The sequence below is a fragment of the Klebsiella sp. CN_Kp088 genome (assembly GCF_040064335.1).
GTDB lineage: Bacteria > Pseudomonadota > Gammaproteobacteria > Enterobacterales > Enterobacteriaceae > Klebsiella > Klebsiella aerogenes.
Genome location: NZ_JBEAIQ010000023.1, coordinates 114,967 through 138,232 on the forward strand (window position 1 = coordinate 114,967; position 23,266 = coordinate 138,232).

General features: G+C 54.7%; 15 protein-coding genes. 9 read left to right on the plus strand and 6 right to left on the minus strand.

The genetic code is table 11. The annotated features are described in order from the left end of the window. Window positions 1–234: 234 nt before the first annotated feature. Window positions 235–963, minus strand: a complete 729-nt coding sequence (gene ubiG / locus ABLV08_RS13835; protein WP_020078258.1) for a bifunctional 2-polyprenyl-6-hydroxyphenol methylase/3-demethylubiquinol 3-O-methyltransferase UbiG — start codon at window positions 961–963, stop codon at window positions 235–237. Window positions 964–1,109: 146 nt separating this feature from the next. Between ubiG and gyrA the strand changes: the two genes are divergently transcribed. Beyond that, window positions 1,110–3,743: a DNA topoisomerase (ATP-hydrolyzing) subunit A gene (gyrA, locus tag ABLV08_RS13840; RefSeq protein WP_015706144.1), complete on the plus strand. Its 2,634-nt coding sequence runs from the start codon at window positions 1,110–1,112 to the stop codon at window positions 3,741–3,743. 131 nt (window positions 3,744–3,874) lie between these two features. Further along, on the plus strand, window positions 3,875–6,727 hold the full coding sequence (gene rcsC, locus ABLV08_RS13845; RefSeq protein ID WP_045412294.1) for a two-component system sensor histidine kinase RcsC: 2,853 nt from the start codon (window positions 3,875–3,877) through the stop codon (window positions 6,725–6,727). A gap of 114 nt (window positions 6,728–6,841) precedes the next feature. Here the strand turns inward: rcsC and rcsB are convergent, their stop codons facing one another. Beyond that, on the minus strand, window positions 6,842–7,492 hold the full coding sequence (gene rcsB / locus ABLV08_RS13850) for a response regulator transcription factor RcsB (protein WP_015365624.1): 651 nt from the start codon (window positions 7,490–7,492) through the stop codon (window positions 6,842–6,844). A 16-nt stretch (window positions 7,493–7,508) separates the two neighbouring features. After that, entirely contained in the window at window positions 7,509–10,169 is a 2,661-nt protein-coding gene (rcsD, locus tag ABLV08_RS13855) for a phosphotransferase RcsD (RefSeq protein WP_348855958.1), read from the minus strand. Between the two features lie 773 nt (window positions 10,170–10,942). On the opposite strand from rcsD, the gene ABLV08_RS13860 reads away from it, so the two are divergent. The 6 genes from ABLV08_RS13860 (at window position 10,943) to mgtE (ending at window position 18,344) form a co-directional block, all read left to right on the plus strand. Then, entirely contained in the window at window positions 10,943–12,073 is a 1,131-nt protein-coding gene (locus tag ABLV08_RS13860) for a porin OmpC (protein WP_117025963.1), read from the plus strand. Window positions 12,074–12,176: 103 nt separating this feature from the next. Then, on the plus strand, window positions 12,177–13,229 hold the full coding sequence (apbE, locus tag ABLV08_RS13865; RefSeq protein WP_316552191.1) for an FAD:protein FMN transferase ApbE: 1,053 nt from the start codon (window positions 12,177–12,179) through the stop codon (window positions 13,227–13,229). A gap of 72 nt (window positions 13,230–13,301) precedes the next feature. After that, window positions 13,302–14,372 carry a bifunctional DNA-binding transcriptional regulator/O6-methylguanine-DNA methyltransferase Ada gene (gene ada, locus ABLV08_RS13870; protein WP_045364400.1) on the plus strand — a complete coding sequence of 357 codons (1,071 nt, stop codon included), beginning with the start codon at window positions 13,302–13,304 and terminating at the stop codon, window positions 14,370–14,372. Continuing rightward, on the plus strand, window positions 14,372–15,031 hold the full coding sequence (alkB, locus tag ABLV08_RS13875) for a DNA oxidative demethylase AlkB (protein ID WP_015365631.1): 660 nt from the start codon (window positions 14,372–14,374) through the stop codon (window positions 15,029–15,031). The genes ada and alkB overlap by 1 nt, the downstream gene beginning before the upstream one ends. A gap of 68 nt (window positions 15,032–15,099) precedes the next feature. Next, entirely contained in the window at window positions 15,100–16,743 is a 1,644-nt protein-coding gene (locus tag ABLV08_RS13880; RefSeq protein ID WP_348855959.1) for a multidrug ABC transporter permease/ATP-binding protein, read from the plus strand. A 164-nt stretch (window positions 16,744–16,907) separates the two neighbouring features. Further along, on the plus strand, window positions 16,908–18,344 hold the full coding sequence (gene mgtE, locus ABLV08_RS13885) for a magnesium transporter (RefSeq protein ID WP_015706137.1): 1,437 nt from the start codon (window positions 16,908–16,910) through the stop codon (window positions 18,342–18,344). Here the strand turns inward: mgtE and ABLV08_RS13890 are convergent. Next, window positions 18,307–19,515, minus strand: a complete 1,209-nt coding sequence (locus ABLV08_RS13890; RefSeq protein ID WP_348855961.1) for a SulP family inorganic anion transporter — start codon at window positions 19,513–19,515, stop codon at window positions 18,307–18,309. The genes mgtE and ABLV08_RS13890 overlap by 38 nt on opposite strands. Window positions 19,516–19,793: 278 nt before the next feature. Here ABLV08_RS13890 and mqo point away from each other — a divergent pair, with 278 nt between their 5' ends. Then, window positions 19,794–21,428, plus strand: a complete 1,635-nt coding sequence (gene mqo, locus ABLV08_RS13895) for a malate dehydrogenase (quinone) (protein WP_042893836.1) — start codon at window positions 19,794–19,796, stop codon at window positions 21,426–21,428. Between the two features lie 46 nt (window positions 21,429–21,474). On the opposite strand, the gene eco is transcribed toward mqo, so the two are convergent. Both eco and ABLV08_RS13905 read right to left on the minus strand, forming a co-directional pair. Beyond that, the gene (eco, locus tag ABLV08_RS13900; RefSeq protein WP_015706134.1) at window positions 21,475–21,966 is read right to left on the minus strand and encodes a serine protease inhibitor ecotin; all 492 of its coding nucleotides are present in this window, start codon (window positions 21,964–21,966) and stop codon (window positions 21,475–21,477) included. Window positions 21,967–22,095: 129 nt separating this feature from the next. Continuing rightward, window positions 22,096–23,205, minus strand: coding sequence for an AI-2E family transporter (locus ABLV08_RS13905; RefSeq protein WP_015365665.1), 1,110 nt, complete (start codon window positions 23,203–23,205; stop codon window positions 22,096–22,098). Between the last annotated feature and the right edge of the window lie 61 nt (window positions 23,206–23,266).

The following is a 23,266-nucleotide window of genomic DNA, read 5'->3' on the forward strand; positions in this document are numbered from 1 at the left end:
GCTATATGGTGAGTTATTTTAGTAAGGATTCTTTTGAGTACAAGGGTTGATTTTGACGTTAATTTGAGGTTGCGCAGGCGTAATAATCGCTAAGTCCACGCCGTATAAGGCCTGGAGAAGAAGTCAATAAAACAGAAAAAAAAATCAAAATTTGATCGAGTGCTGATTTCTTCGTCGGAAGGGAAAATTGCGCAGCTTGATGCCGCGCAATCATCATCATAAAAACGTATGACGTTATGCTTTTTTCGCCGTTGTATGCAACATATAGTTAACATCAACCCCCGGCGCCAGCTTGAAGGTATTGGTGAGCGGATTGTAATGCAGGCCGGTAATGTGCTGCTCTTTCAGAGGAGTCTGATCGATCCAGCCGATGAGCTCCGCCGGCTTGATAAATTTCTTAACGTCATGCGTACCTTTTGGCACCATTTTCATCACGTATTCCGCGCCGACCACGGCCATCAGCCACGCTTTGCCGTTGCGGTTAATGGTCGAGAAGAAGACCTGGCCGCCGGGCTTCACTAGCCGCGCGCAGGCGTGCACTACCGACTGTGGGTCAGGGACGTGCTCGAGCATCTCCATACAGGTGACGACGTCGTACTGCTGGGCGTGCTTCGCCGCATGCTCTTCGACGGTCTCCTGCACGTACTCTACCTGAACGCCGCTCTCCAGCGCGTGCAGTTTTGCGACCTGCAGCGGCTCGAAGCCCATATCCAGACCAGTGACCGTCGCACCTTCGCGCGCCATGCTTTCGGCGAGGATGCCGCCGCCGCAGCCGACATCGAGCACTTTTTTGCCGAACAGGCCGCCGGAGCGTTCGGCAATATAGCCAAGGCGCAACGGGTTGATGCGATGCAGCGGTTTGAACTCGCCTTCTAGATCCCACCAGCGCGAGGCGACGGCTTCAAATTTGGCGATTTCATTGTGATCAACGTTGGGGGCCACCGACGGTTTTTCGGCATTCATGGGCGCTTTTACTCCTTTTCTGTTCTGACCTGCGAGTATATCAGCAGACTGCCACGAATAAACCGTATTGCTTTACCTCTATTACGACGGCTGTGTTATAATTTGCGACCTTTGAATCCGGGACACAGTAGAGGGATAGCGGTTAGATGAGCGACCTTGCGAGAGAAATTACACCGGTCAACATTGAGGAAGAGCTGAAAAGCTCGTATCTGGATTATGCGATGTCGGTCATTGTTGGCCGTGCGCTGCCGGATGTCCGAGATGGCCTGAAGCCGGTACACCGTCGCGTACTATACGCCATGAACGTATTGGGCAATGACTGGAACAAAGCCTATAAAAAATCAGCCCGTGTCGTTGGCGACGTAATCGGTAAATACCACCCGCATGGTGATACCGCCGTTTATGACACCATCGTACGTATGGCGCAGCCGTTCTCCTTGCGTTATATGCTGGTCGATGGCCAGGGTAACTTTGGTTCTGTCGATGGCGACTCCGCCGCAGCGATGCGTTATACGGAAATCCGTATGTCGAAGATCGCTCATGAGCTGATGGCCGATCTCGAAAAAGAGACGGTTGATTTCGTCGACAACTATGACGGCACGGAGAAAATCCCTGACGTCATGCCGACAAAAATCCCTAACCTGCTGGTGAACGGTTCTTCCGGTATCGCCGTAGGTATGGCGACCAACATTCCGCCGCATAACCTGACGGAAGTCATCAACGGCTGCCTGGCATACGTTGACAACGAAGACATCAGCATTGAAGGGCTGATGGAACACATTCCGGGCCCGGACTTCCCGACCGCCGCTATCATTAACGGCCGTCGCGGTATTGAAGAGGCCTATCGTACCGGTCGCGGTAAAGTTTACATTCGCGCGCGCGCGGAAGTCGAAGCTGACGCGAAAACCGGCCGTGAAACCATCATCGTGCACGAAATTCCGTATCAGGTGAACAAAGCGCGCCTGATTGAGAAAATCGCCGAGCTGGTGAAAGAAAAACGCGTTGAAGGCATCAGCGCGCTGCGAGACGAATCTGACAAAGACGGTATGCGTATCGTTATCGAAGTGAAACGCGACGCGGTGGGTGAAGTGGTTCTTAACAACCTCTACTCCCAGACCCAACTGCAGGTTTCCTTCGGTATCAACATGGTTGCGCTGCACCACGGTCAGCCGAAGATCATGAACCTGAAGGACATCATTGCGGCGTTTGTTCGTCACCGCCGCGAAGTTGTCACTCGTCGTACTATTTTCGAACTGCGCAAGGCGCGCGACCGTGCGCATATCCTTGAAGCGCTGGCGATTGCGCTGGCTAACATCGATCCGATCATTGAACTGATTCGCCGTGCGCCGACGCCGGCGGAAGCAAAAGCGGGTTTAATCGCGCGTTCATGGGATCTGGGCAATGTCTCCGCGATGCTGGAGCGCGCCGGCGATAACGCCGCACGTCCGGAATGGCTGGAGCCAGAGTTTGGCGTGCGTGATGGCCAGTACTATCTGACCGAACAGCAGGCTCAGGCGATTCTGGATCTGCGTCTGCAGAAACTGACCGGTCTGGAGCATGAAAAACTGCTCGACGAGTACAAAGAGCTGCTGGATCAGATTGCCGAGCTGCTGCACATCCTGGGCAGCGCCGATCGTCTGATGGAAGTTATTCGCGAAGAGCTGGAGCTGGTTAAAGAACAGTTTGGCGATGCGCGTCGTACCGAAATCACCGCCAACAGCGCTGATATCAATATCGAAGACCTGATTAACCAGGAAGATGTTGTCGTGACCCTGTCGCACCAGGGCTATGTGAAATATCAACCGTTAACCGACTACGAAGCGCAGCGTCGTGGCGGTAAAGGTAAATCGGCAGCGCGTATTAAAGAAGAAGACTTTATCGACCGTCTGCTGGTGGCCAACACCCATGACACGATCCTCTGCTTCTCCAGCCGTGGTCGTCTGTACTGGATGAAAGTGTATCAGTTGCCGGAAGCCAGCCGCGGCGCGCGTGGTCGACCAATCGTCAACCTGCTGCCGCTGGAAGCTGACGAGCGTATCACCGCTATCCTGCCGGTTCGCGAGTACGAAGAGGGCGTTAACGTCTTTATGGCGACCGCCAGCGGTACCGTGAAGAAAACGGCATTGACCGAGTTCAGCCGCCCGCGTTCTGCCGGTATCATTGCCGTCAATCTGAACGAAGGCGACGAACTGATCGGCGTCGATCTGACTTCTGGCCAGGACGAAGTGATGCTGTTCTCCGCCGCTGGTAAAGTGGTGCGCTTTAAAGAAGACGCCGTTCGCGCGATGGGCCGTACCGCAACTGGCGTACGCGGTATCAAGCTGGCGGGCGAAGATAGCGTCGTGTCGCTGATTATTCCTCGTGGCGAAGGGGCGATCCTGACCGTGACGCAAAACGGTTACGGCAAGCGTACCGCGGCCGAAGAGTATCCGACCAAGTCGCGTGCGACGCAGGGCGTTATCTCTATTAAGGTCACCGAACGTAACGGTTCCGTGGTCGGCGCCGTGCAGGTCGATGATTGCGACCAGATCATGATGATTACCGATGCGGGCACCCTGGTGCGTACTCGCGTTTCTGAAGTGAGCATCGTGGGTCGTAATACTCAGGGCGTGATTCTGATCCGTACCGCGGAAGATGAAAACGTTGTCGGCCTGCAGCGCGTGGCTGAACCGGTTGACGACGAAGAACTGGATGCCATCGATGGCAGCGTAGCGGAAGGCGATGATGATATCGCGCCGGAAAACGACGCTGACGACGACATCGCCGAAGACGAAGAGTAATCGTCGCAGGTAAATGTTCTGAAAGGGCCGGGTGTTATCCCGGCCCTTTTTGCATTAACATTGCGGCAAAGCCCATTTACCGCTACTTTAACCCCATTCTGTTGAGCCCCTGACGACCGAGCATTGCCCCATTGAAATATCTTGCCTCGTTTCATACGACCTTAAAGGTTTCTCGTTATCTGTTCAGAGCGCTGGCGGTTCTGCTATGGATGCTGATTGCTTTTGTCTCCGTGTTTTATATCGTTAATGCGCTGCATGAACGGGAATCGGAAATTCGTCAGGAACTGAATCTTAACGCCGACCAGGCCCAGCGCTACATCCAGCGTACCGCGGATGTCATCAAAGAGCTGAAGTACGTCGCAGGCAACCGCGCGGCGACCGGCAGCGAGGGTAGCGCGCTACTTGCCAATAGTGGCAATATCACAATCCCTAATTTTGAACCGCTGTATCCGGATTCCGACTGCGGCGCAATGAGCGGCGCCTGGCGCAACTCACTGCAATCGCTGGCGTGGTTCATGCGCTACTGGCGGGATAATTTCTCTGCCGCCTACGACCTGAACCGTATTTTTTTAATTGGCAGCGACAACCTCTGCATGGCTAACTTCGGCCTGCGCGATATGCCGCTGGAGCGCGATCAGGCGCTGAAGGTGCTGCATCAGCGTATCGAACAATATCGCGATGCGCCGCAAAACGAGCGCGGCAATAACCTGTTCTGGATTAGCCAGGGCGTGCGTCCGGGCGTTGGTTATTTCTACGCCCTGACGCCTATTTATATGGCTAACCGTCTGCAGGCGATGCTCGGCGTTGAGCAGACTATCCGCATGGAGAGCTTCTTTACTCCAGGTAGCCTGCCGATGAGCGTGACGATCCTCGACGATAACGGTCAGCAGCTCATTTCCCTTGCCGGGCCGGATAACAGCATTAAACCGGAAACCCGCTGGATGCAGGAGCGGATGTGGTTTGGCTACAGCTCTGGTTTCCGCGAGCTGGTGCTGAAAAAGAGCCTGCTGCCATCATCGCTGAGCATTGTCTATTCGGTTTCCGTCGATCAGGTGCTGGAGCGTATCAGGATGCTGATCCTCAACGCTATCGTGCTGAATATCCTGACCGGCGCGATCCTGTTCGCGCTGGCGCGTATGTATGAACGGCGGATATTTATTCCGGCGGAAAACGACGCCCAGCGGCTGGAAGAGCATGAGCAGTTCAACCGTAAGATCGTCGCCTCCGCGCCGGTCGGAATCTGCATTCTACGCACGCAGGACGGCACCAATATACTGAGTAACGAACTGGCGCATAACTATCTGAATATGCTGACGCACGAAGACCGCCAGCGGCTCACGCAGATTATTTGCGGCCAGCAGGTCAACTTCGTCGACGTGTTAACCAGCAACAACACCAACCTGCAGATTAGTTTTGTACACTCGCGATATCGTAATGAAAACGTCGCGATTTGCGTGCTGGTTGACGTTTCCGCCCGAGTGAAAATGGAAGAGTCGCTGCAGGAGATGGCCCAGGCGGCAGAGCAGGCCAGCCAGTCGAAATCGATGTTCCTCGCCACCGTCAGCCACGAGCTGCGTACGCCGCTGTACGGCATTATTGGCAACCTCGACCTGCTGCAGACCAAAGCGTTGCCGAAGGGAGTCGATCGCCTGGTGACGGCGATGAATAACTCCTCCAGCCTGCTTTTGAAGATTATCAGCGATATTCTCGACTTCTCGAAAATTGAGTCTGAGCAGCTCAAAATCGAGCCGCGAGAGTTTTCGCCGCGCGAGGTTATGAATCATATTTCGGCGAACTATCTACCGCTGGTGGTGCGCAAGCAGCTTGGGCTGTACTGCTTCATTGAGCCGGATGTCCCGCAGACGATGATTGGCGACCCGATGCGCCTGCAGCAGGTTATTTCCAACCTGCTGAGTAACGCCATTAAATTTACCGATACCGGCTGTATCGTGCTGCATGTACGGCGCGCCGGCGACTATCTGCAAATTAGCGTACGTGATACCGGCGAAGGGATCCCGGCGAAAGAGGTTGTGCGCCTGTTCGACCCGTTCTTCCAGGTTGGTACCGGGGTGCAGCGTAATTTCCAGGGCACCGGCCTGGGACTGGCTATCTGTGAAAAACTCATCAGCATGATGGATGGCGACATTGACGTGGAAACTGAACCCGGCATGGGGAGCCGTTTCACCATTCGCATTCCGTTATACGGCATGCAGCAGATGCCGCCGCTGTTGGCCGAACAGCACAGCAACAGCACCTGTTGGCTGGCGATTCATAATACGTCACTGGCGTTGTTTATCGAATCGTTGCTGCAATATCATGGCCTGACGGTACGGCAATTTGCTGGCCAGACGCCAGCCGCTGACGATATTTTATTAACCGATGATGAACTCAGCGAGCGTTGGCCGGGAAGCGCTGCGGTGATCTTCTGCCGTCGGCATATCGGTATCCCCGTTGAGCGCGCGCCGGGAGAGTGGTTGCATAGCGTCACCACGCCGCATGAACTTCTGCCGTTGCTGGGACGCCTGCTGCATCTGGCGCTGGCGGTAGAAGAGAATGGTCCGGCGCTGTCGGCCCACGACGCGCCAACGGTCAGCAATGACGACATGATGATTCTGGTGGTCGACGATCACCCGATTAACCGCCGCCTGTTGGCCGATCAGCTTGGCTCACTGGGTTATCAATGCGTGACGGCCAATGATGGCGTCGATGCGCTTAACGTCCTGAGTAAACAACATATTGATATTGTTCTCAGCGACGTGAACATGCCAAACATGGATGGTTACCGTCTGACGCAGCGAATCCGTCAACTGGAGATGACGCTACCGGTTATTGGCGTGACGGCAAACGCGCTGGCGGAAGAAAAACAACGCTGTCTGGAGTCGGGAATGGATAGCTGTCTGTCAAAACCAGTGACGCTGGATATCCTCAAGCACACGCTGGCCACCTATGCCGCGCAGGTGCGTAAAGCCAGAAAAACAAGCTGAAGTCGCACTTCATCGTGTTGAGATCGCCCCGGAGCGCGATGCTTTCCGGGGTGGGGGAATAAGGCTTCAGAATGGCCCGGAAACGGCGGCTTGCCGCCATCCGGGAAATGTGAATTACTCTTTATCCGTTGAGGTGAGAGAAACGGAAGAGAGGTAGTTCAGCAGCGCGATATCATTTTCAACGCCCAGCTTCATCATGGCCGATTTCTTCTGGCTACTGATGGTCTTGATGCTGCGGTTCAGCTTTTTAGCGATTTCGGTGACCAGGAAGCCTTCAGCGAACAAACGCAGAACTTCACTCTCTTTCGGCGACAGGCGTTTGTCGCCATAGCCGCCGGCGCTGATTTTCTCCAGCAGGCGGGAGACGCTTTCCGGGGTAAACTTTTTGCCTTTCTGCAGCGCGGCCAGCGCTTTCGGCAGATCGGTCGGCGCGCCCTGTTTCAGCACGATCCCTTCAATGTCGAGATCCAGTACTGCGCTCAGGATCGCCGGATTGTTGTTCATCGTCAGGACAATGATCGACAGCTCCGGGAAATGGCGTTTGATGTATTTGATCAGGGTGATCCCATCGCCATATTTGTCGCCAGGCATCGACAAGTCGGTAATCAGAACGTGCGCGTCAAGCTTAGGAAGGTTGTTAATCAGGGCTGTGGAATCTTCAAATTCGCCAACAACATTCACCCACTCGATCTGCTCAAGTGATTTGCGAATGCCGAACAGTACGATCGGATGGTCATCGGCAATAATTACGTTCATATTGTTCATGTATTAGGCTACCTTGCTACAGCAAGCTCTTGACGTAACCGTCAATGTCGCTGATGTATTTTTCTATACCTTGAGTATCTCGTTCATGAATCAGATGCTCAAGCGCTTCACATAACTGCTTGCCGGGTATCAAATTAAGCATAGCAAACGCGCCTTTAAGGCGGTGAGCGGTCTGCGCCAGCGCAGCGAAATCGCTGGTGGTGAATTCAGTATACAATCTCTGAACATCATCCGGTACCGTGTCGGCAAACAGCGCGTAATAGCCGCTGGCATGGAGTTCCGCATTCCCCTCATTTCCTGTTGAGGAGGGCTGAACCTCTTCTTGCGCCAGCTGCTGCTCAATCAGCTGCAGGATAGCTTCCTGCATTGCAGTGCTGATATTAAAATTGACGCTCAACTGACCTGGGCCAATTTTGCGTATCCCAACCTCATCATCGCTTAAAAGCAAGCCTGAAGCAGTAAGATTAGACGGATTATCCGTTAAAAAGAGATCATACTCTTGACTTGTGAGCCTTTCGTCCGGGGTGATACAGCTTGCGCCCCAGCTCTCTAACTGACGCGTCACGATGCGGCGCACTTCATTGGCGGTAATGTCAATCATCACGACCACATCGTCCAGCAGATGTTCGCCTGAGTCGCTCTCTTCCTCACTTGCCGCCATTTTAAGGTGTAGCGAGTAGCGGGTGCCGAGCGATTCCCGCGCCTTAATATTAAGCTGTCCGCCAAGCTTGCGAGTTAACCGGTCGCACAGCCAGAAGGTGAGGGCGTTGGCTTTGCCGTACTGGTCGGCTTGCGTCTCATTAAGGAACGGGAAGTGCATATTATCGATTTCATTGCCGCTCACGCCATTGCCGGTATCGAGGATACGGAAGGTCAGACGATCGTCGGCAGATTCATCTTTGCTCACCTCAAGAGTAATTTTACCGATGGGGGTGGTGGTGATCGCGTATTGAATCAGAAGTAATAGCGTGCGGCGCAGCGCGTCGCGGTCGCCGTAGCGCTGCTCATTGGCCGGCAGCGCATTATTGATTAACAGCTGAAGTCCTTTGCGTTTCACCATCGGCAGGACTTCAGGAACCACTTCATCTATTAAGCCCTGAATGGAGAACAAACCGGGGGTGGTTTTCCAGGTATCGCTTTCCAGTAAGTTCGCCAACTGAATCTCATCGACAAGATGAACCAGTTCATCAGCGTGCTGCGCCAGTTTGCGGCTTTCATGAATCCCAACGGCCGCCGCCTCCTGCGCCAGAGCCTGCGCCGGGTCTTTCAGCGCGGCGCCAATATTCTGCATAAAGGCGATGCGCCCCTGCTGATTTTTCTCATACAGACGCTGGGCCTGTTTGAGTTTTTTGTTCACCATCACTTCTCTATCCTGGTCGCGAATAATCAGGATCTGCGTGCGAGGAGCCACCTGGCTGCGGTACTGGCGGATTTCATAAAGTTCATTATTGATCGTCGCCTGAATCACCCCTTGATGCTGATCGGCCAGATTGGTGATGTTCTGCAGGTTGAGGTGCGGCAGCAGATGATCGGCAATCGGGTTACTAATAATGGTGCGGTTGGCTTCCTGATCGTGGACCAACAGACCCAATGGTAGCAAAGAGACGATCTCTTCATTAATTGCGCGCTGAGCGCGCAGCTCGCTGTTGGCCGCGGCGGGGGCCGTGCTTACGCTGCCGGGGGTACGGCGGCCGCTATAGTTGCGGAAAGTGGCAAAGCCAAACAGGGTTAACGCCAGCAGGCCAATGGTGAGCAGCAGCGGCAGTAAAATATTCTGTAAGGATTCCATTAGCAAAGTGCTGAACGGCACGACCCACACCAGCCGCATGCCGGTGGTATTGATGGCGGTGGTTATCTCAATACGCAGGCCATTAAAGCTGACGCTAACGTTATCAACGGCTTCTTTGTCTGAGCTGGTAGCGCCATTTTGCGCCGGATCTGGCTCGAGACGGAAGCTGTCCAGCGACATGCTCGGGGGGATGAGGTCGTTAATCGGTAAATCGAAGGCGACAACCGTTGCCAGATGACCCGGCTGGTTAAAGGTGGTACGCAGCGTGAAGTAATGGCCATTTTGCCAGGTCAGATGACGCAGCGAAGAAAAGGTTTCCCGTTCGTCCAGCGTATTTGCCTGCAGGAGCATTTCGGCGCGGCGGGATTCCACCACGCTGCTAATCGTCGATTCTTTAAAACTCGAAGACAGATCTTTCAGCGGCAGGGTAGAGACCAGAATCAGGCTGTTATCCAACCCATTCAGGTAATACATCGACCAGGGAATGGTTTCCGCGCCCCATAAAATATCGAGGTAGTTGGAAATTTTCTGCGTCATCTCAAGCGTCGAGCTGTCATGAGAGCCGAAGATCAGCGCTTCGGTCTTACGTCGCGGCTTTTCCAGATAGTAGACGTCCTGCTTCAGCCGCGTCTCCTGCAGACCATCGCTTGAGGTACTTGAGCTGGTGGCGGCAATGTTGTCGTAAATCTGCCAGGTGGCGTAACGCCAGGTATCGATGCGTTTGTGTAACGCGTGGCTGATATCAACCACCTGGTAACTCCGGTCTTTTAGCCACGTATTAACCGAACTTTGGATCATCACGCCCATCGTCGCGAGCAAGACGATAACCATCAAGATGAAGAACCGGGTGATGCTACCGGGGATCAGGGAGAATTTTTTTTGGGTCATCGCGTGGCAGAGCTGCTCAGTAGTGTTTGTAAACAGGATGTTGCGCCATAGTGACGGGCAGCACAACGAATACTGGCAGGAAGTATAAAGGCTAACGCGGGAAATCCATACAACAGATTGACGCTGAGGGATCTTTTAATGCTGAGATTTCTCTCAAAACCATAGATGCGACAAATATGTACAGTTGAATTGATCTTGTACAATTAACCGACATTTCTTGCAGATAAATAGCACTAAAAAACAAGAAATTGGCCAAATAGGCTGACTTTCATTCGGAATTGATTGATTAATAGTCGTTATTTTTTTGCTGCGTTAGCACAGCATAATTCAAGATACGTAAAGAAGGGTAAAAAAAAACCGGATGCGAGGCATCCGGTTGAAATAGGGGTAAACAGACATTCAGAACTGAATGACGGTAATAAATAAAGTTAATGATGATAGCGAGGATTATTTTAGTCTTCGGGGAGGATTTTGTTTTACCATTCAGTGCTATACATTTGAATGCTTGTAATGCAATGATTTGTAATGAAAATATTATTTTTTTGATTTTTGGTGCTTATTTTTGCGACCTTTATTGCGCCTAAAAAGTTCCTTGGTATTTACAAATTGAAACATCTTGTGCGCATTTTGAAACACCTTAGAAGTTTTCGTATCATATTCTTGTTGGATTATTCTGCATTTTGCAGCACAATGAATACAGCCGACTGATTAGAAGGGTAATCAGTAAGCAGTGGCAATAATAAAAGGCATATAACAAACAGAGGGTTAATAACATGAAAGTTAAAGTACTGTCCCTCCTGGTACCAGCACTGCTGGTAGCGGGCGCAGCAAATGCGGCTGAAATTTATAACAAAGACGGCAACAAATTAGACCTGTACGGTAAAATCGACGGTCTGCACTACTTCTCTTCCGACGACAGCGTCGACGGCGACCAGACCTACATGCGTGTCGGCGTGAAAGGCGAAACCCAGATCAACGACCAGCTGACCGGTTACGGCCAGTGGGAATACAACGTTCAGGCGAACAACACTGAAAGTTCCAGCGACCAGGCGTGGACTCGTCTGGCCTTCGCGGGTCTGAAATTCGGCGATGCGGGTTCTTTCGACTACGGTCGTAACTACGGCGTTGTTTACGACGTAACTTCCTGGACCGACGTTCTGCCGGAATTCGGCGGCGACACCTACGGTTCCGACAACTTCCTGCAGTCCCGTGCTAACGGCGTTGCCACCTACCGTAACTCTGACTTCTTCGGTCTGGTTGACGGCCTGAACTTTGCTCTGCAGTACCAGGGTAAAAACGGCAGCGTGAGCGGCGAAGATCAGACCAACAACGGTCGCGGCTTCCAGAAACAGAACGGCGAAGGCTTCGGCACCTCCGTGACTTATGATATCTGGGACGGCATCAGCGCTGGTTTCGCGTACTCCAGCTCTAAACGTACCGATGAGCAGAACAGCATTAACACTCGTTATACTGACTCCAACGGTGTTTCCCGTCGCGTACTGGGTGAAGGCGATCACGCTGAAACCTACACCGGTGGTCTGAAATACGACGCCAACAACATCTACCTGGCGACTCAGTACACCCAGACCTACAACGCAACCCGCACCGGTAACATCGGTTTTGCTAACAAAGCGCAGAACTTCGAAGTTGTTGCTCAGTACCAGTTCGACTTCGGTCTGCGTCCGTCCGTGGCTTACCTGCAGTCTAAAGGTAAAGACATGGGCCGTTACGGCGACCAGGACATCCTGAAATATGTTGACCTGGGTGCGACCTACTACTTCAACAAAAACATGTCCACCTACGTTGATTACAAAATCAACCTGCTGGACGACAACAAGTTCACTAAAGATGCAAGCATCTCTACTGACAACGTTGTGGCTCTGGGCCTGGTTTACCAGTTCTAAGCAAGCTGAAGTGTTGAAAAAGGCGCCTGCGGGCGCCTTTTTTTATGCCCGGTTTAACCTCGCTGGTATACTCTGGCTGCCTTTGTAACAGGAGCCCGTTTTCATGGATACCACCTTTTTCCGCGCCGCCTTTTTCGGCCTCTGCGTTCTGCTTACCGGCTGTGATTCTGCGACATCCCCGGCCACGCCAAAATCCGCCGCCACCGTACTCGATGGCAAAACGATGGGGACCTACTGGCGCGTTAGCGTTGTTGGGTTGGATCCGGCGAAAGCCGAAGATTTACGCCATAAAGTTCAGGCGCAGCTCGACGGCGATGATTGGCTGCTTTCGACCTGGAAAAACGACTCCGCGCTGATGCGCTTCAATCATGCCGCCACCACCGAACCGTGGCCAGTGAACGAGGCGATGGCGGATATCGTCACTCTGTCGCTGCGCATTGGCGCCAAAACCGCCGGAGCGATGGACATTACCGTCGGGCCGCTGGTCAATTTATGGGGTTTTGGCCCGGATAAGCAGCCGGTTAAAACGCCGACGGAGCAGCAAATCGCGGCGGCAAAAGCGCGTACCGGGCTGCAGCATCTGACGGTGATTAACCGCGCCGATAAACAATATCTACAAAAAGATATTGCGGATTTATTTGTCGATCTTTCCACCGTCGGCGAGGGCTATGCCGCCGATCATCTGGCGCGCCTGATGGAGCAGGAAGGGATCGCCCGCTATCTGGTGTCGGTTGGTGGCGCGCTGGTCAGCCGCGGGATGAACGGCGACGATAAACCGTGGCGGGTGGCGATTCAAAAACCGACCGACCGTGAAAACGCTGTGCAGGCGATAGTCGATATCAACGGCCACGGCATCAGTACCTCCGGCAGCTATCGCAACTACTACGAGCTGGACGGCAAACGTATTTCTCACGTTATCGATCCGCAAACCGGCCACCCCATCAACCATAAGCTGGTATCGGTGACGGTGATTGCGCCGACGGCGCTGGAAGCCGACGGCTGGGATACCGGGCTGATGGTATTAGGGCCGGAAAAAGCGCAAAAGGTGGCACACGAGCAGGGGCTAGCGGTCTATATGATCGTCAAAGAGGGCGATGGCTTTAAGACCTGGATGTCGCCGCAGTTCCGCACCTTCCTTGTCGGCGAGCAGAATTAAAAAGCAAGAAGCGCAGTTTTTTAGATCGGAGCAAGGCGCAAAGTAAGGATACACTTACAGCAGGAGCCCGCTATGAAACCGATGATTGCCGATATGACTAACGATGACCGCCGCTGGCAGGCGGTCTGCGAACGCGACGCCAGCGCCGACGGGCAGTTTGTTTTCGCCGTGTTGACCACCGGCGTCTGCTGCCGTCCCTCGTGCCGTTCACGGCGCGCGCTACGGGAGAATGTCCGCTTTTATGCTGATGTCGAAGCCGCAAAGGCCGCCGGATATCGCCCCTGTAAACGGTGTCGGCCGGATAATCTCGACCCGGACCAACAGCGGGTCGAGAAGGTGGCCGCCGCCTGCCGTCTGCTGGAGCAAGAGGTGCCAATCACCCTTGAGGCGCTGGCGCAGCAGCTGGCGGTCAGCCCGTTTCATTTCCATCGCATTTTTAAATCGGTCACCGGGCTTACGCCCAAGGCCTGGCAGCAGGCGTGGCGCGCGCGGCGCCTACGCGAAGCATTAAGTCATGGCCAGAACGTCACCAGCGCGGCATTAGCCGCCGGCTTCCCTGATTCCGCCAGCTATTATCGCCAGGCAAATGAGACGCTGGGCATGACCGCCCGCCAGTTTAAACGCGGCGGCGCAGATATATTGATTAGCTGGGTTTGCTGCAATAGCGCCTCAGGACGGTGCCTGGTGGCGTTCAGTGAACGCGGCGTATGCGCTGTGTTGCTGGGCGATGACGATAAGGCGTTATATGCGCAGCTGGCGAGCTTGTTTCCCGGCGCCCAATTACAGCCGGGTGATGACACGTTTACCGAACGCGTGGCGCAGGTGGTTGCCCATCTGGACAACCCGCAGCAGGCGGTGAATTTGCCGCTGGATATTCGTGGTACCGCTTTCCAGCAACGGGTCTGGCAAGCCTTGCGCCAGATCCCGGCAGGCGAAACCCGCAGCTATCGCGAGGTAGCGCATAGCATCGGTCAACCGCGCGCGGTCAGAGCGGTAGCCGGGGCCTGCGCTGCCAATAAACTGGCGATAGTCATTCCTTGCCATCGGGTAGTGCGTGAGGGCGGGGCGCTTTCCGGCTATCGTTGGGGAAGCGAACGTAAAGCGCTGCTGCTGGCGCGCGAAGCAAAAATGCGGGAGAAATAATGCTCGATCTGTTTGCCGATACGCCGCCCTGGCAGGAGCCGCTGGCCCCCGGGGCGATGATATTACGCCGCTTCGCCGTGCAGCGCGCGCCGGCGCTGCTGCAGGCCATCGCCGCGGTAGCCAGCGCTTCTCCGTTCCGCCAGATGGTGACCCCTGGCGGTTATACCATGTCGGTGGCCATGACCAACTGTGGCCAACTCGGCTGGACAACCGATATGCACGGCTATCTCTATGCGCCGGGCGATCCGTTGACCGGCGAACATTGGCCGCCGATGCCATTGATTTTTCAGCAACTGGCGGCGGAGGCGGCGCAGGAGGCGGGTTATGCGCATTTCTCCCCGGACGCCTGTTTGATTAACCGCTACCAGCCGGGCGCGAAGCTGTCGCTGCATCAGGATAAAGACGAGCGAGATTTGCGCGCGCCTATCGTTTCGGTGTCGTTGGGACTGCCGGCGGTGTTTCAGTTTGGCGGGCTGAAACGTAACGATCCGCTGCGTCGGCTGCTGCTGGAGCATGGCGATGTGGTGGTGTGGGGCGGCGAATCACGGCTCTTTTACCACGGCATCCAGCCGCTTAAACCGGGGGAGCACCCGCTGACCGGCGCCTGTCGTTATAACCTCACGTTTCGCCTCGCGGGAGGCCGGCAAAAACAAAAATAAGAATTATTCTTGCTGTCGTCGGCAAGCCGTTTAAACTGCTGGCTGTTTGCTTGTCCGGATCGTAGCTTATGGAATTACTTGTTCTTGTTTGGCGCCAGTACCGCTGGCCGTTCATTGCCGTCATGGCGCTCAGTTTGCTCAGCGCGGCGCTGGGTATCGGGCTTATCGCCTTTATTAACTTGCGCCTGATTTCCCTTGTGGATACCTCGCTCACCGTGCTGCCGGAGTTTCTCGGCCTGCTGCTGCTGTTGATGGCGGTCACGCTCGGCTCGCAGCTGGCGTTAACCACGCTTGGCCACCACTTTGTCTATCGCCTGCGCGGCGAATTTATTAAACGCATTCTCGACACCCAAATCGAAAAGATCGAAAAAATCGGCAACGCTTCGCTGCTGGCGGGCTTAACTAGTGACGTGCGTAACATTACCATCGCCTTTGTGCGCCTGCCGGAACTGGTGCAGGGGATTATCCTGACCTTCGGGTCCGCCGCCTACCTGGCTTTTCTGTCAGGTAAAATGATGCTGGTGACCGCGGTCTGGATGGCGGTCACCATCTGGGGCGGCTTTGTGCTGGTGGCGCGCGTCTATAAGCATATGGCAACGCTGCGCGAGACCGAAGATAAGCTGTATCATGATTATCAGACGGTGCTGGAAGGGCGCAAAGAGCTGACGCTCAACCGCGAACGCGCCGAATATGTTTTTAATCAGCTGTATCTGCCGGATGCCCGCGACTATCGCCACCACATCATCCGCGCCGATACGTTCCACCTGAGCGCGGTGAACTGGTCGAATATCATGATGCTTGGCGCCATCGGTCTGGTGTTCTGGATGGCGAATGGCCTCGGGTGGGCCAATACCGCGGTGGCGGCGACCTATTCTCTGACGCTGTTATTCCTGCGTACGCCGCTGCTGTCGGCGGTGGGGGCGCTGCCGACCTTGCTCAGCGCCCAGGTGGCATTCAATAAACTGCATCAGTTCGCGCTGGCGCCTTATCGCGCCGGTTTCCCCGAGCCGCAGGCGCATCCGCACTGGCAGACCCTGGAGCTGCGCGACGTGTCGTTCCACTACCCGGATAACAGTTTTGCCGTCGGGCCGATTAATTTAACTCTCAAACGCGGCGAACTGGTGTTTCTGATTGGCGGCAATGGCAGCGGTAAATCGACGCTGGCAATGTTGTTGACCGGGCTGTATCAACCGCTCTCCGGGCAGATCCTGCTCGATGGGCAACCGCTGGCGGCGGAAAAACCAGAAGATTACCGCAAGCTGTTCTCGGCGGTATTTACCGATGTCTGGCTATTTGATCGTCTGTTAGGGCCAAAAGGCGAACACGCCGATCCGGCGCTGGTCGCGAAGTGGCTGGCGTATCTGAAGATGGACCACAAGCTGCAGCTGGAAGAGGGAAAAATTCTCGATCTGAAGCTGTCTAAAGGACAGAAAAAGCGCGTGGCGCTGCTGCTGGCGCTGGCCGAAGAGCGCGATATCATTTTGCTCGATGAGTGGGCTGCGGATCAGGATCCGCATTTCCGCCGCGAGTTTTATCAGGTGTTATTACCGTTGATGCAGCAAATGGGGAAAACCGTGTTTGCTATCAGCCACGATGATCACTATTTCCAGCATGCCGATCGCCTGCTGGAGATGCGCAGCGGCAAGCTTAGCGAGCTCACCGGCGTTGAGCGCGAACTGGCGACCCGCGATGCGGTCGCGCGTACCGCCTGACGGTTTTGCTGGTTACCCGATCGGGCGTGCTCGCCCGTTCGGGACATATTGCTGGTTTTTACAGCAGATAAATTGCTGGCGGTTATTATTTCCCCCTCCTCGCGCTATGCTTATGGCTGCGGCCATGCAGGTCGACTTCTATTCTCACAAGGATTGCCTGAGCGATGTCCGTTTTGCATAAAAAAAGCGCCCGATTACGCGATGAAGAACGCGCCCGCCTGATTTGGCTATTGAGCACTGATAAAGCCGTCACCTCCGCGCTGCTGGGGAAACTCACCCTCGCGGAGCGCTATGATGAAGGGACGCTGGCCGATGACCTGGCGGAAGTGGAAGTGCTGGTGTCGCATCTGCCGCCGCCGGACCTCGCCGATGCCCTGGAAGCGCTGCCCTATGACGCGCGTACCGCGCTGTGGGGGCTGGTTGCCGATGACAAGCGCGGCGAGGTGCTGCTGGAGGCGTCAGAGAGCGTATGGGGCGATCTCATCGATAAGATGAGCGATCACGACTTGATATTTGCCCTGCAATCGCTGGATATTGATGAACAGGTTTACCTGTTGCAGCACCTGCCGCGCGACTTAACCGGCCGCCTGCTGGCGACGCTGCCGCCGGATAAACGTGCGCGCATTCGTCAGATGATGCGCTACGCCGATAACACCGTCGGCGCGATCATGGAATTTGAAGTGATTACCGTACGCCCGGAAGCCACTCTGGCGGCGGTACAGCGCTATCTGCGCCGTCTGGGCAAAATGCCGGAAAACACCGACAAACTGTTCGTCACCACCCGTAATAAACTGCTGCTTGGCGAGCTGGAGCTGCAGACTATTCTGCTCAATGATGCGCAAAAGCGCGTTGGCGAAGTGATGGAAGGCGATCCGGTGACTTTCCAGCCGCAGGAAGAGGCGGAAAAAGTGGCGCGTACCTTCGAGCGTGATGACTTACTGAGTGCTGCGGTGATTGATGCCGACGGCAAGCTGATGGGGCGTTTGACCATCGATGAGATCGTCGATGTGGTGTACGAAGAGACCGATAACGACCTGCGCCGGATGGGCGGTCTGAGCGAAGATGATGATGTTTTTGCGCCGGTGAGCAAAGCGGTGAAAACCCGCTGGGCGTGGCTGGCGGTGAACCTCTGTACGGCGTTTATCGCTTCACGGGTGATCGACGGCTTTGAACATACGATTTCGCAGCTGGTGGCTCTGGCCTCGCTGATGCCGATCGTCGCCGGGATTGGCGGGAATACCGGCAATCAGACGATCACCATGATCGTCCGTGCGATGGCGCTGCAGCAGATCCAGCCGGGAAGTTTTACCTTCCTGATCCTGCGCGAGATGGGCGTCGCGCTGATTAATGGCCTGGTATGGGGCGGGATAATGGGCGCTATCACCTGGTGGCTGTACGATGACCCGCAGCTTGGCGGGGTGATGACGTTGGCGATGATGCTCAACCTGCTGATGGCGGCGATGATGGGGGTTATCATCCCGATGGTGATGGTCAAGCTGGGGCGCGATCCGGCGGTCGGCTCCAGCGTGATGATCACCGCGATTACCGATACCGGCGGCTTCTTTATTTTCCTTGGTCTGGCGACGCTGTTTCTGATGTAAGCTGCGCTTTTACGCGCAGGCGGCGAGGGATGAGCGCCATTGCGATAAGCCCCGCCAGTACGCCGATCGCCAGATTACTGGTAGTGACCGTCACGACAACGGTCGCTGCCATGACCACCGTTTCCGGCCATGGATTGCGCGCCAGCGCGGTTGGGCGAATACTCTGCCAACTGAAGGTTTTCACCGCCACGATCACCATGACCCCGGCCAGCACCGCCATTGGAATTTTGGCCATTACCTGGCTTAGCACCGTCACCAGAAGCAGCAGTACCATACCGGCCACTATCGTCGATAGGCGGCTGCGCGCCTTGCCCATTTCTACGTTAACGATAGTCTGGCCGATCATCGCGCATCCGGCGATGCCGCCATAGCAGCCCGCGAGGATATTGGCGATCCCCAGTCCTGCGCTCTCACGCGACTTATTTGACGGCGTATGGGTGAGATCGTCCACCAGCTTTGCCGTCAGCAGCGATTCCATCAGGCCGACAAAGGCGATACTCAGGGCGCAGGGCCAGATAATTTTTAAGGTGCTTAAATCCAGCGGCACCGCCAGCGCGTTGAAGCCCGGCAGACCGCCGCTCATAGCGCCTTCATCACCCACGGTCGGCAGAAGCTGCCCGCTGGTGACGGTATAAGCAGTAAGGAGGACGATAGCAATAAGCGGCGCCGGCACGGCTTTGATAAAACGCGGCGCCCACAGCACGATGAGCAGCGTCAGAACGAACAGGCCGACGATGAGCGGTTGCCTGCTCCAGAAATGGGGAACCTGGGCGAAAAAAATAAGAATGCCTAGCGCATTAACAAACCCGGTCATCACCGGTGGCGGGATAAAGCGCATTAACCGCGCCATACCGCATATCCCAAACAAAATTTGAATAATACCAGCCAAAATGACAGCAGGCAGAATATACCCTACGCCATGCTGATGTACCATCGGGCCGATCACCAGGGCGACAGAACCTGCCGCCGCCGTCACCATCGCCGGGCGCCCGCCAAGAACCGACATCGCCAGACAGAGCACTGCCGAAGCAATCAGGCTGACCTGTGGGTCAACGCCGGCAATGACCGAAAATGAAATGACTTCAGGAATTAACGCCAGGGCAGTCAGCACGCCAGCAAGGGTCTCGCGTGTTATCAACGCCGGAGAGAGAGAGCGGAAAGTTGAGGGCATAAAAGTTCGCGGATGATAAAAAATTTGAAGTGAGGCATGCCGCCGTTGGCGTGCGCTCCATCACAGAACGGGAGATGATAGCGCGGAAATGACCATCATACCAGTACAAAAAGTGATTTTGTGTACACATTTATTAAACATTTTTATAACAGATCTCAAAACTCAACTTAAAATTTAAACAATATTTAAATTTTTGAGTACAGGTGGTACCTTTGATCCCGAGAATCGTTTCACCTGCGCTAAATAAAAAAAGCGAGTAAAAGTAAGGCTCAAATCCGATGAAGAAAAAGATGGCCGTACCCAGCTCACAGGCGGTTGGTTCCAATACAAATCGGACCAACACCCGCCATGAGCAAGAGACGGATGTATTGTTGATTGGCGGCGGTATCATGAGCGCCACGTTGGGAACCTGGCTGCAGGAACTGGAGCCGGATTGGTCTATTACCATGGTCGAGCAGATGACCAGCGTTGCCGAGGAAAGCTCGAACGGCTGGAACAATGCGGGTACCGGCCATGCGGCGCTGATGGAGCTTAACTACACGCCGCAAACCGCCAATGGAATCAATATCGACAAAGCGGTCGATATCAATGAGTCCTTCCATATTTCTCGTCAGTTTTGGGCCCACCAGGTGACCCGCGGCATCCTGACTAAGCCGAAATCTTTTATTAACAGCGTGCCGCACATGAGCTTTGTGTGGGGTGAAGACAACGTTAACTTCCTGCGCGCGCGCTACGCGGCGCTGCAGCAGAGCGAGCTGTTCCGCGGTATTCGCTATTCTGAAGATCATCAGCAGATCAAGGAGTGGGCGCCGCTGGTGATGGAAGGTCGCGATCCGCAGCAAAAAGTGGCGGCGACGCGTACCGAAATGGGCACCGACGTTAACTACGGCGAGATCACTCGCCAGCTGATCGCCGGGCTACAGACGCATGATAATTTTTCTCTCCAGTTGGGTACCGTCGTTCGCCGTTTTAAGCGCAATGCGGACAACAGCTGGACGGTGACGCTGGCGGATGCCAACAATCGTCACCAGAAGCGGACAATCAAAACCAAATTCATCTTTATTGGCGCGGGCGGCGCTGCTCTGACGCTGCTGCAGGAAACCGGCATTCCGCAGGCGAAAGAGTACGCGGGCTTCCCGGTTGGCGGACAGTTCCTGGTGTGTGAGAACCCGGAAGTGGTTAATCATCACCTGGCGAAAGTCTACGGCCAGGCGGAAGTTGGCGCGCCGCCGATGTCGGTGCCGCATATCGACACCCGTATTATCGACGGCAAACGCGTGGTGCTGTTCGGGCCATTCGCGACCTTCTCGACCCGTTTCCTGAAAAATGGATCGCTTTGGGATCTGCTGGCCTCGACGAATACCTCGAATATTCTGCCGATGCTTAACGTCGGGATGGATAACTTCGACCTGGTGAAATATCTGATTAGCCAGGTATTGCAGAAAGATAAAGATCGTCATGCCGCACTGTGCGAGTACTACCCGGAAGCGCGCAAAGAGGACTGGCGCCTGTGGCAGGCCGGTCAGCGTGTACAGATTATCAAACGTGATAAGAAGATGGGCGGCGTGTTGCGCCTTGGCACCGAAGTGGTGTGCGATGATGAAGGCACCGTAGCCGCGCTGCTGGGCGCTTCTCCTGGCGCGTCGACGGCGGCGCCGATCATGGTGCAGCTGTTGGAGAAAGTCTTCAAAGACAAAGTACAGACGCCGGCCTGGCAGGCGAAGATGAAAGAGATCGTGCCGAGCTACGGTATGCGTCTGGATGGTAACCCAGCCGCTATTGAGCAGGCGCTGGCGTGGACCAGTGAAGTGCTGGGGCTACACTACGAGCCGACGACTGCGGCGGACGAGGTGCCGCAGGCCGAACTCAAACCGTTGACCGGCGGCAAACCGATGGCGGATATCGCGCTATAACAAAAACGGCAGCCTTCGGGCTGCCGTTTTGTATTACCGCAGGCGATTAACGCTCAACGGCATTACCGATAGTTTCTTCAGCTTTCCAGATGCGGTATTTCACTTCGACGTTGGCCGGAGTATAAACCACGATCGGCAGCTTGCTGTTGTAACGCAGCAGGCCTGTATCGCCGAGACCAGCGGTAACAAATTTCTTCTCTTTCTTACCGTCCGGGCAGGCCATCATGGTGGAAACCGGGGACGTCAGCTTATCAAAGACATAGTAGTCATAGCCCCAGCCTTCCAGGGTTTTGCTTTCCAGTTGACCGCCCAGGCGGTGATGGTTGCAGTCGACTTCCAGCGTCTGGCCAATCATCAGTTCAACTTTTAACGCGGATTCATCCTGCTGCTGCGGCAGCTGAATCACCTGACGCTTCATCCCTTTTTCCGCTTTCGGATAGGGGGCGACTTTCTCCAGCGGCTGTTCAGCGGCTAAGGCGCTGGTGGAAACACAGGCAACGGCCAGCAGAGAAACAGCAAGCGTAGCGATTTTTTTCACGGTTGATCATCCTTTATTATCGTTACTAACCAATACAGACTAACATCATTGTCGTGAATGGTAAGAGTTATTTACCATTATTTTCAATATGAATAGTGAAATGCACTAGCAAGCTGAGGCTTGCGTTAGCTATTCATCGCGGCTGTTTTTGGCTTCTTCAATAAACTCTTCGTCCAGTAAGTCGGCGTTCCCGGCGTGTTCACGGCCCGATAACAGGTTCCAGCAGGCAATAAACAAGGCGGCAATCAGCGGGCCGATGACAAAGCCGTTGATGCCATAGATTTCCATGCCGCCAAGGGTGGCAATCAGGATCAGATAATCCGGCATTTTGGTATCTTTCCCCACCAGTAGCGGACGCAGAATGTTATCCACCAGGCCGATGACAATCACGAAGAAACCGACAATAAACGCCCCTTGCCACAATTGCCCGGTGGCGAACAGGTAAATCGCCGCCGGCACCCAGATGATGGCGGAGCCCACCGCCGGGATGAGCGACAGAAAGGCCATTAAAGCGCCCCACAGAATGCTGCCATCAAGACCGACAATCCAGAATGCAAAGCCGCCGAGCGCCCCCTGCGCCAGCGCGACGGCAACGGTACCTTTAACCGTCGCCCGCGCGACGGCGGCGAATTTGGCAAACAGATGTTGTTTTACGTAATTGGATAGCGGCAAGGATTCAAGGATCAGAAGTACCAGATAGGGGCCATCCTTCAGCAAGAAGAACAGCAGGTATAACATAATGCCGAAGCTGACGGTAAAGCCAAAGGTCCCTTTACCAATCAGGAAGGCGCTACCGGCCAGATACTGCCCGCCTTTCAGGGCGGCATCGGACAGCTGCTGCTGAATCTGTTCCGCGCTATCGAGATTGTGCTCGGAGAGGAAACTTCTGGCCCAGCTCGGGAGATGGGCAAACAGGTTGGCGACCACCGTCGGAAACTGGGTGTCGTTGTGCTGTAACTTGGTGTAGACCACGTTGAGTTCGAAGGCTAGCGACGAAATGATAATCGCCAACGGGGTGAAAACAATAAGACAGATAATCACGACGGTCAGTAGCGCCGCGATACCGTTGCGCTCACCGATGCGCGTACGGATGTTGTTTTTTACCGGATTAAATATCACCGCCAGGATAGCTGCCCACAGGATAGCGGAATAGTAAGGGGAGAGTACGTCAAAAAAGGCCAGGGTAACGATCAGTAAAATAAGGATAAAAAATCCTTTGGTAAGTCCTTTAACTCTCATTGGGTCCGCTCCAGATGATAACGAATACAGTCGAATGATAGATGGAATTTAACAATTTGCC

What these genes read in the sequence shown, in the direction of transcription:
- ubiG (WP_020078258.1), bottom strand. Translation starts at nt 963, where the DNA reads ATGAATGCCGAAAAACCGTCGGTGGCCCCCAACGTTGATCACAATGAA.
- gyrA (WP_015706144.1), top strand. Translation starts at nt 1,110, where the DNA reads ATGAGCGACCTTGCGAGAGAAATTACACCGGTCAACATTGAGGAAGAG.
- rcsB (WP_015365624.1), bottom strand. Translation starts at nt 7,492, where the DNA reads ATGAACAATATGAACGTAATTATTGCCGATGACCATCCGATCGTACTG.
- rcsD (WP_348855958.1), bottom strand. Translation starts at nt 10,169, where the DNA reads ATGACCCAAAAAAAATTCTCCCTGATCCCCGGTAGCATCACCCGGTTC.
- ABLV08_RS13860 (WP_117025963.1), top strand. Translation starts at nt 10,943, where the DNA reads ATGAAAGTTAAAGTACTGTCCCTCCTGGTACCAGCACTGCTGGTAGCG.
- apbE (WP_316552191.1), top strand. Translation starts at nt 12,177, where the DNA reads ATGGATACCACCTTTTTCCGCGCCGCCTTTTTCGGCCTCTGCGTTCTG.
- ada (WP_045364400.1), top strand. Translation starts at nt 13,302, where the DNA reads ATGAAACCGATGATTGCCGATATGACTAACGATGACCGCCGCTGGCAG.
- alkB (WP_015365631.1), top strand. Translation starts at nt 14,372, where the DNA reads ATGCTCGATCTGTTTGCCGATACGCCGCCCTGGCAGGAGCCGCTGGCC.
- ABLV08_RS13880 (WP_348855959.1), top strand. Translation starts at nt 15,100, where the DNA reads ATGGAATTACTTGTTCTTGTTTGGCGCCAGTACCGCTGGCCGTTCATT.
- mgtE (WP_015706137.1), top strand. Translation starts at nt 16,908, where the DNA reads ATGTCCGTTTTGCATAAAAAAAGCGCCCGATTACGCGATGAAGAACGC.
- ABLV08_RS13890 (WP_348855961.1), bottom strand. Translation starts at nt 19,515, where the DNA reads ATGCCCTCAACTTTCCGCTCTCTCTCTCCGGCGTTGATAACACGCGAG.
- mqo (WP_042893836.1), top strand. Translation starts at nt 19,794, where the DNA reads ATGAAGAAAAAGATGGCCGTACCCAGCTCACAGGCGGTTGGTTCCAAT.
- ABLV08_RS13905 (WP_015365665.1), bottom strand. Translation starts at nt 23,205, where the DNA reads ATGAGAGTTAAAGGACTTACCAAAGGATTTTTTATCCTTATTTTACTG.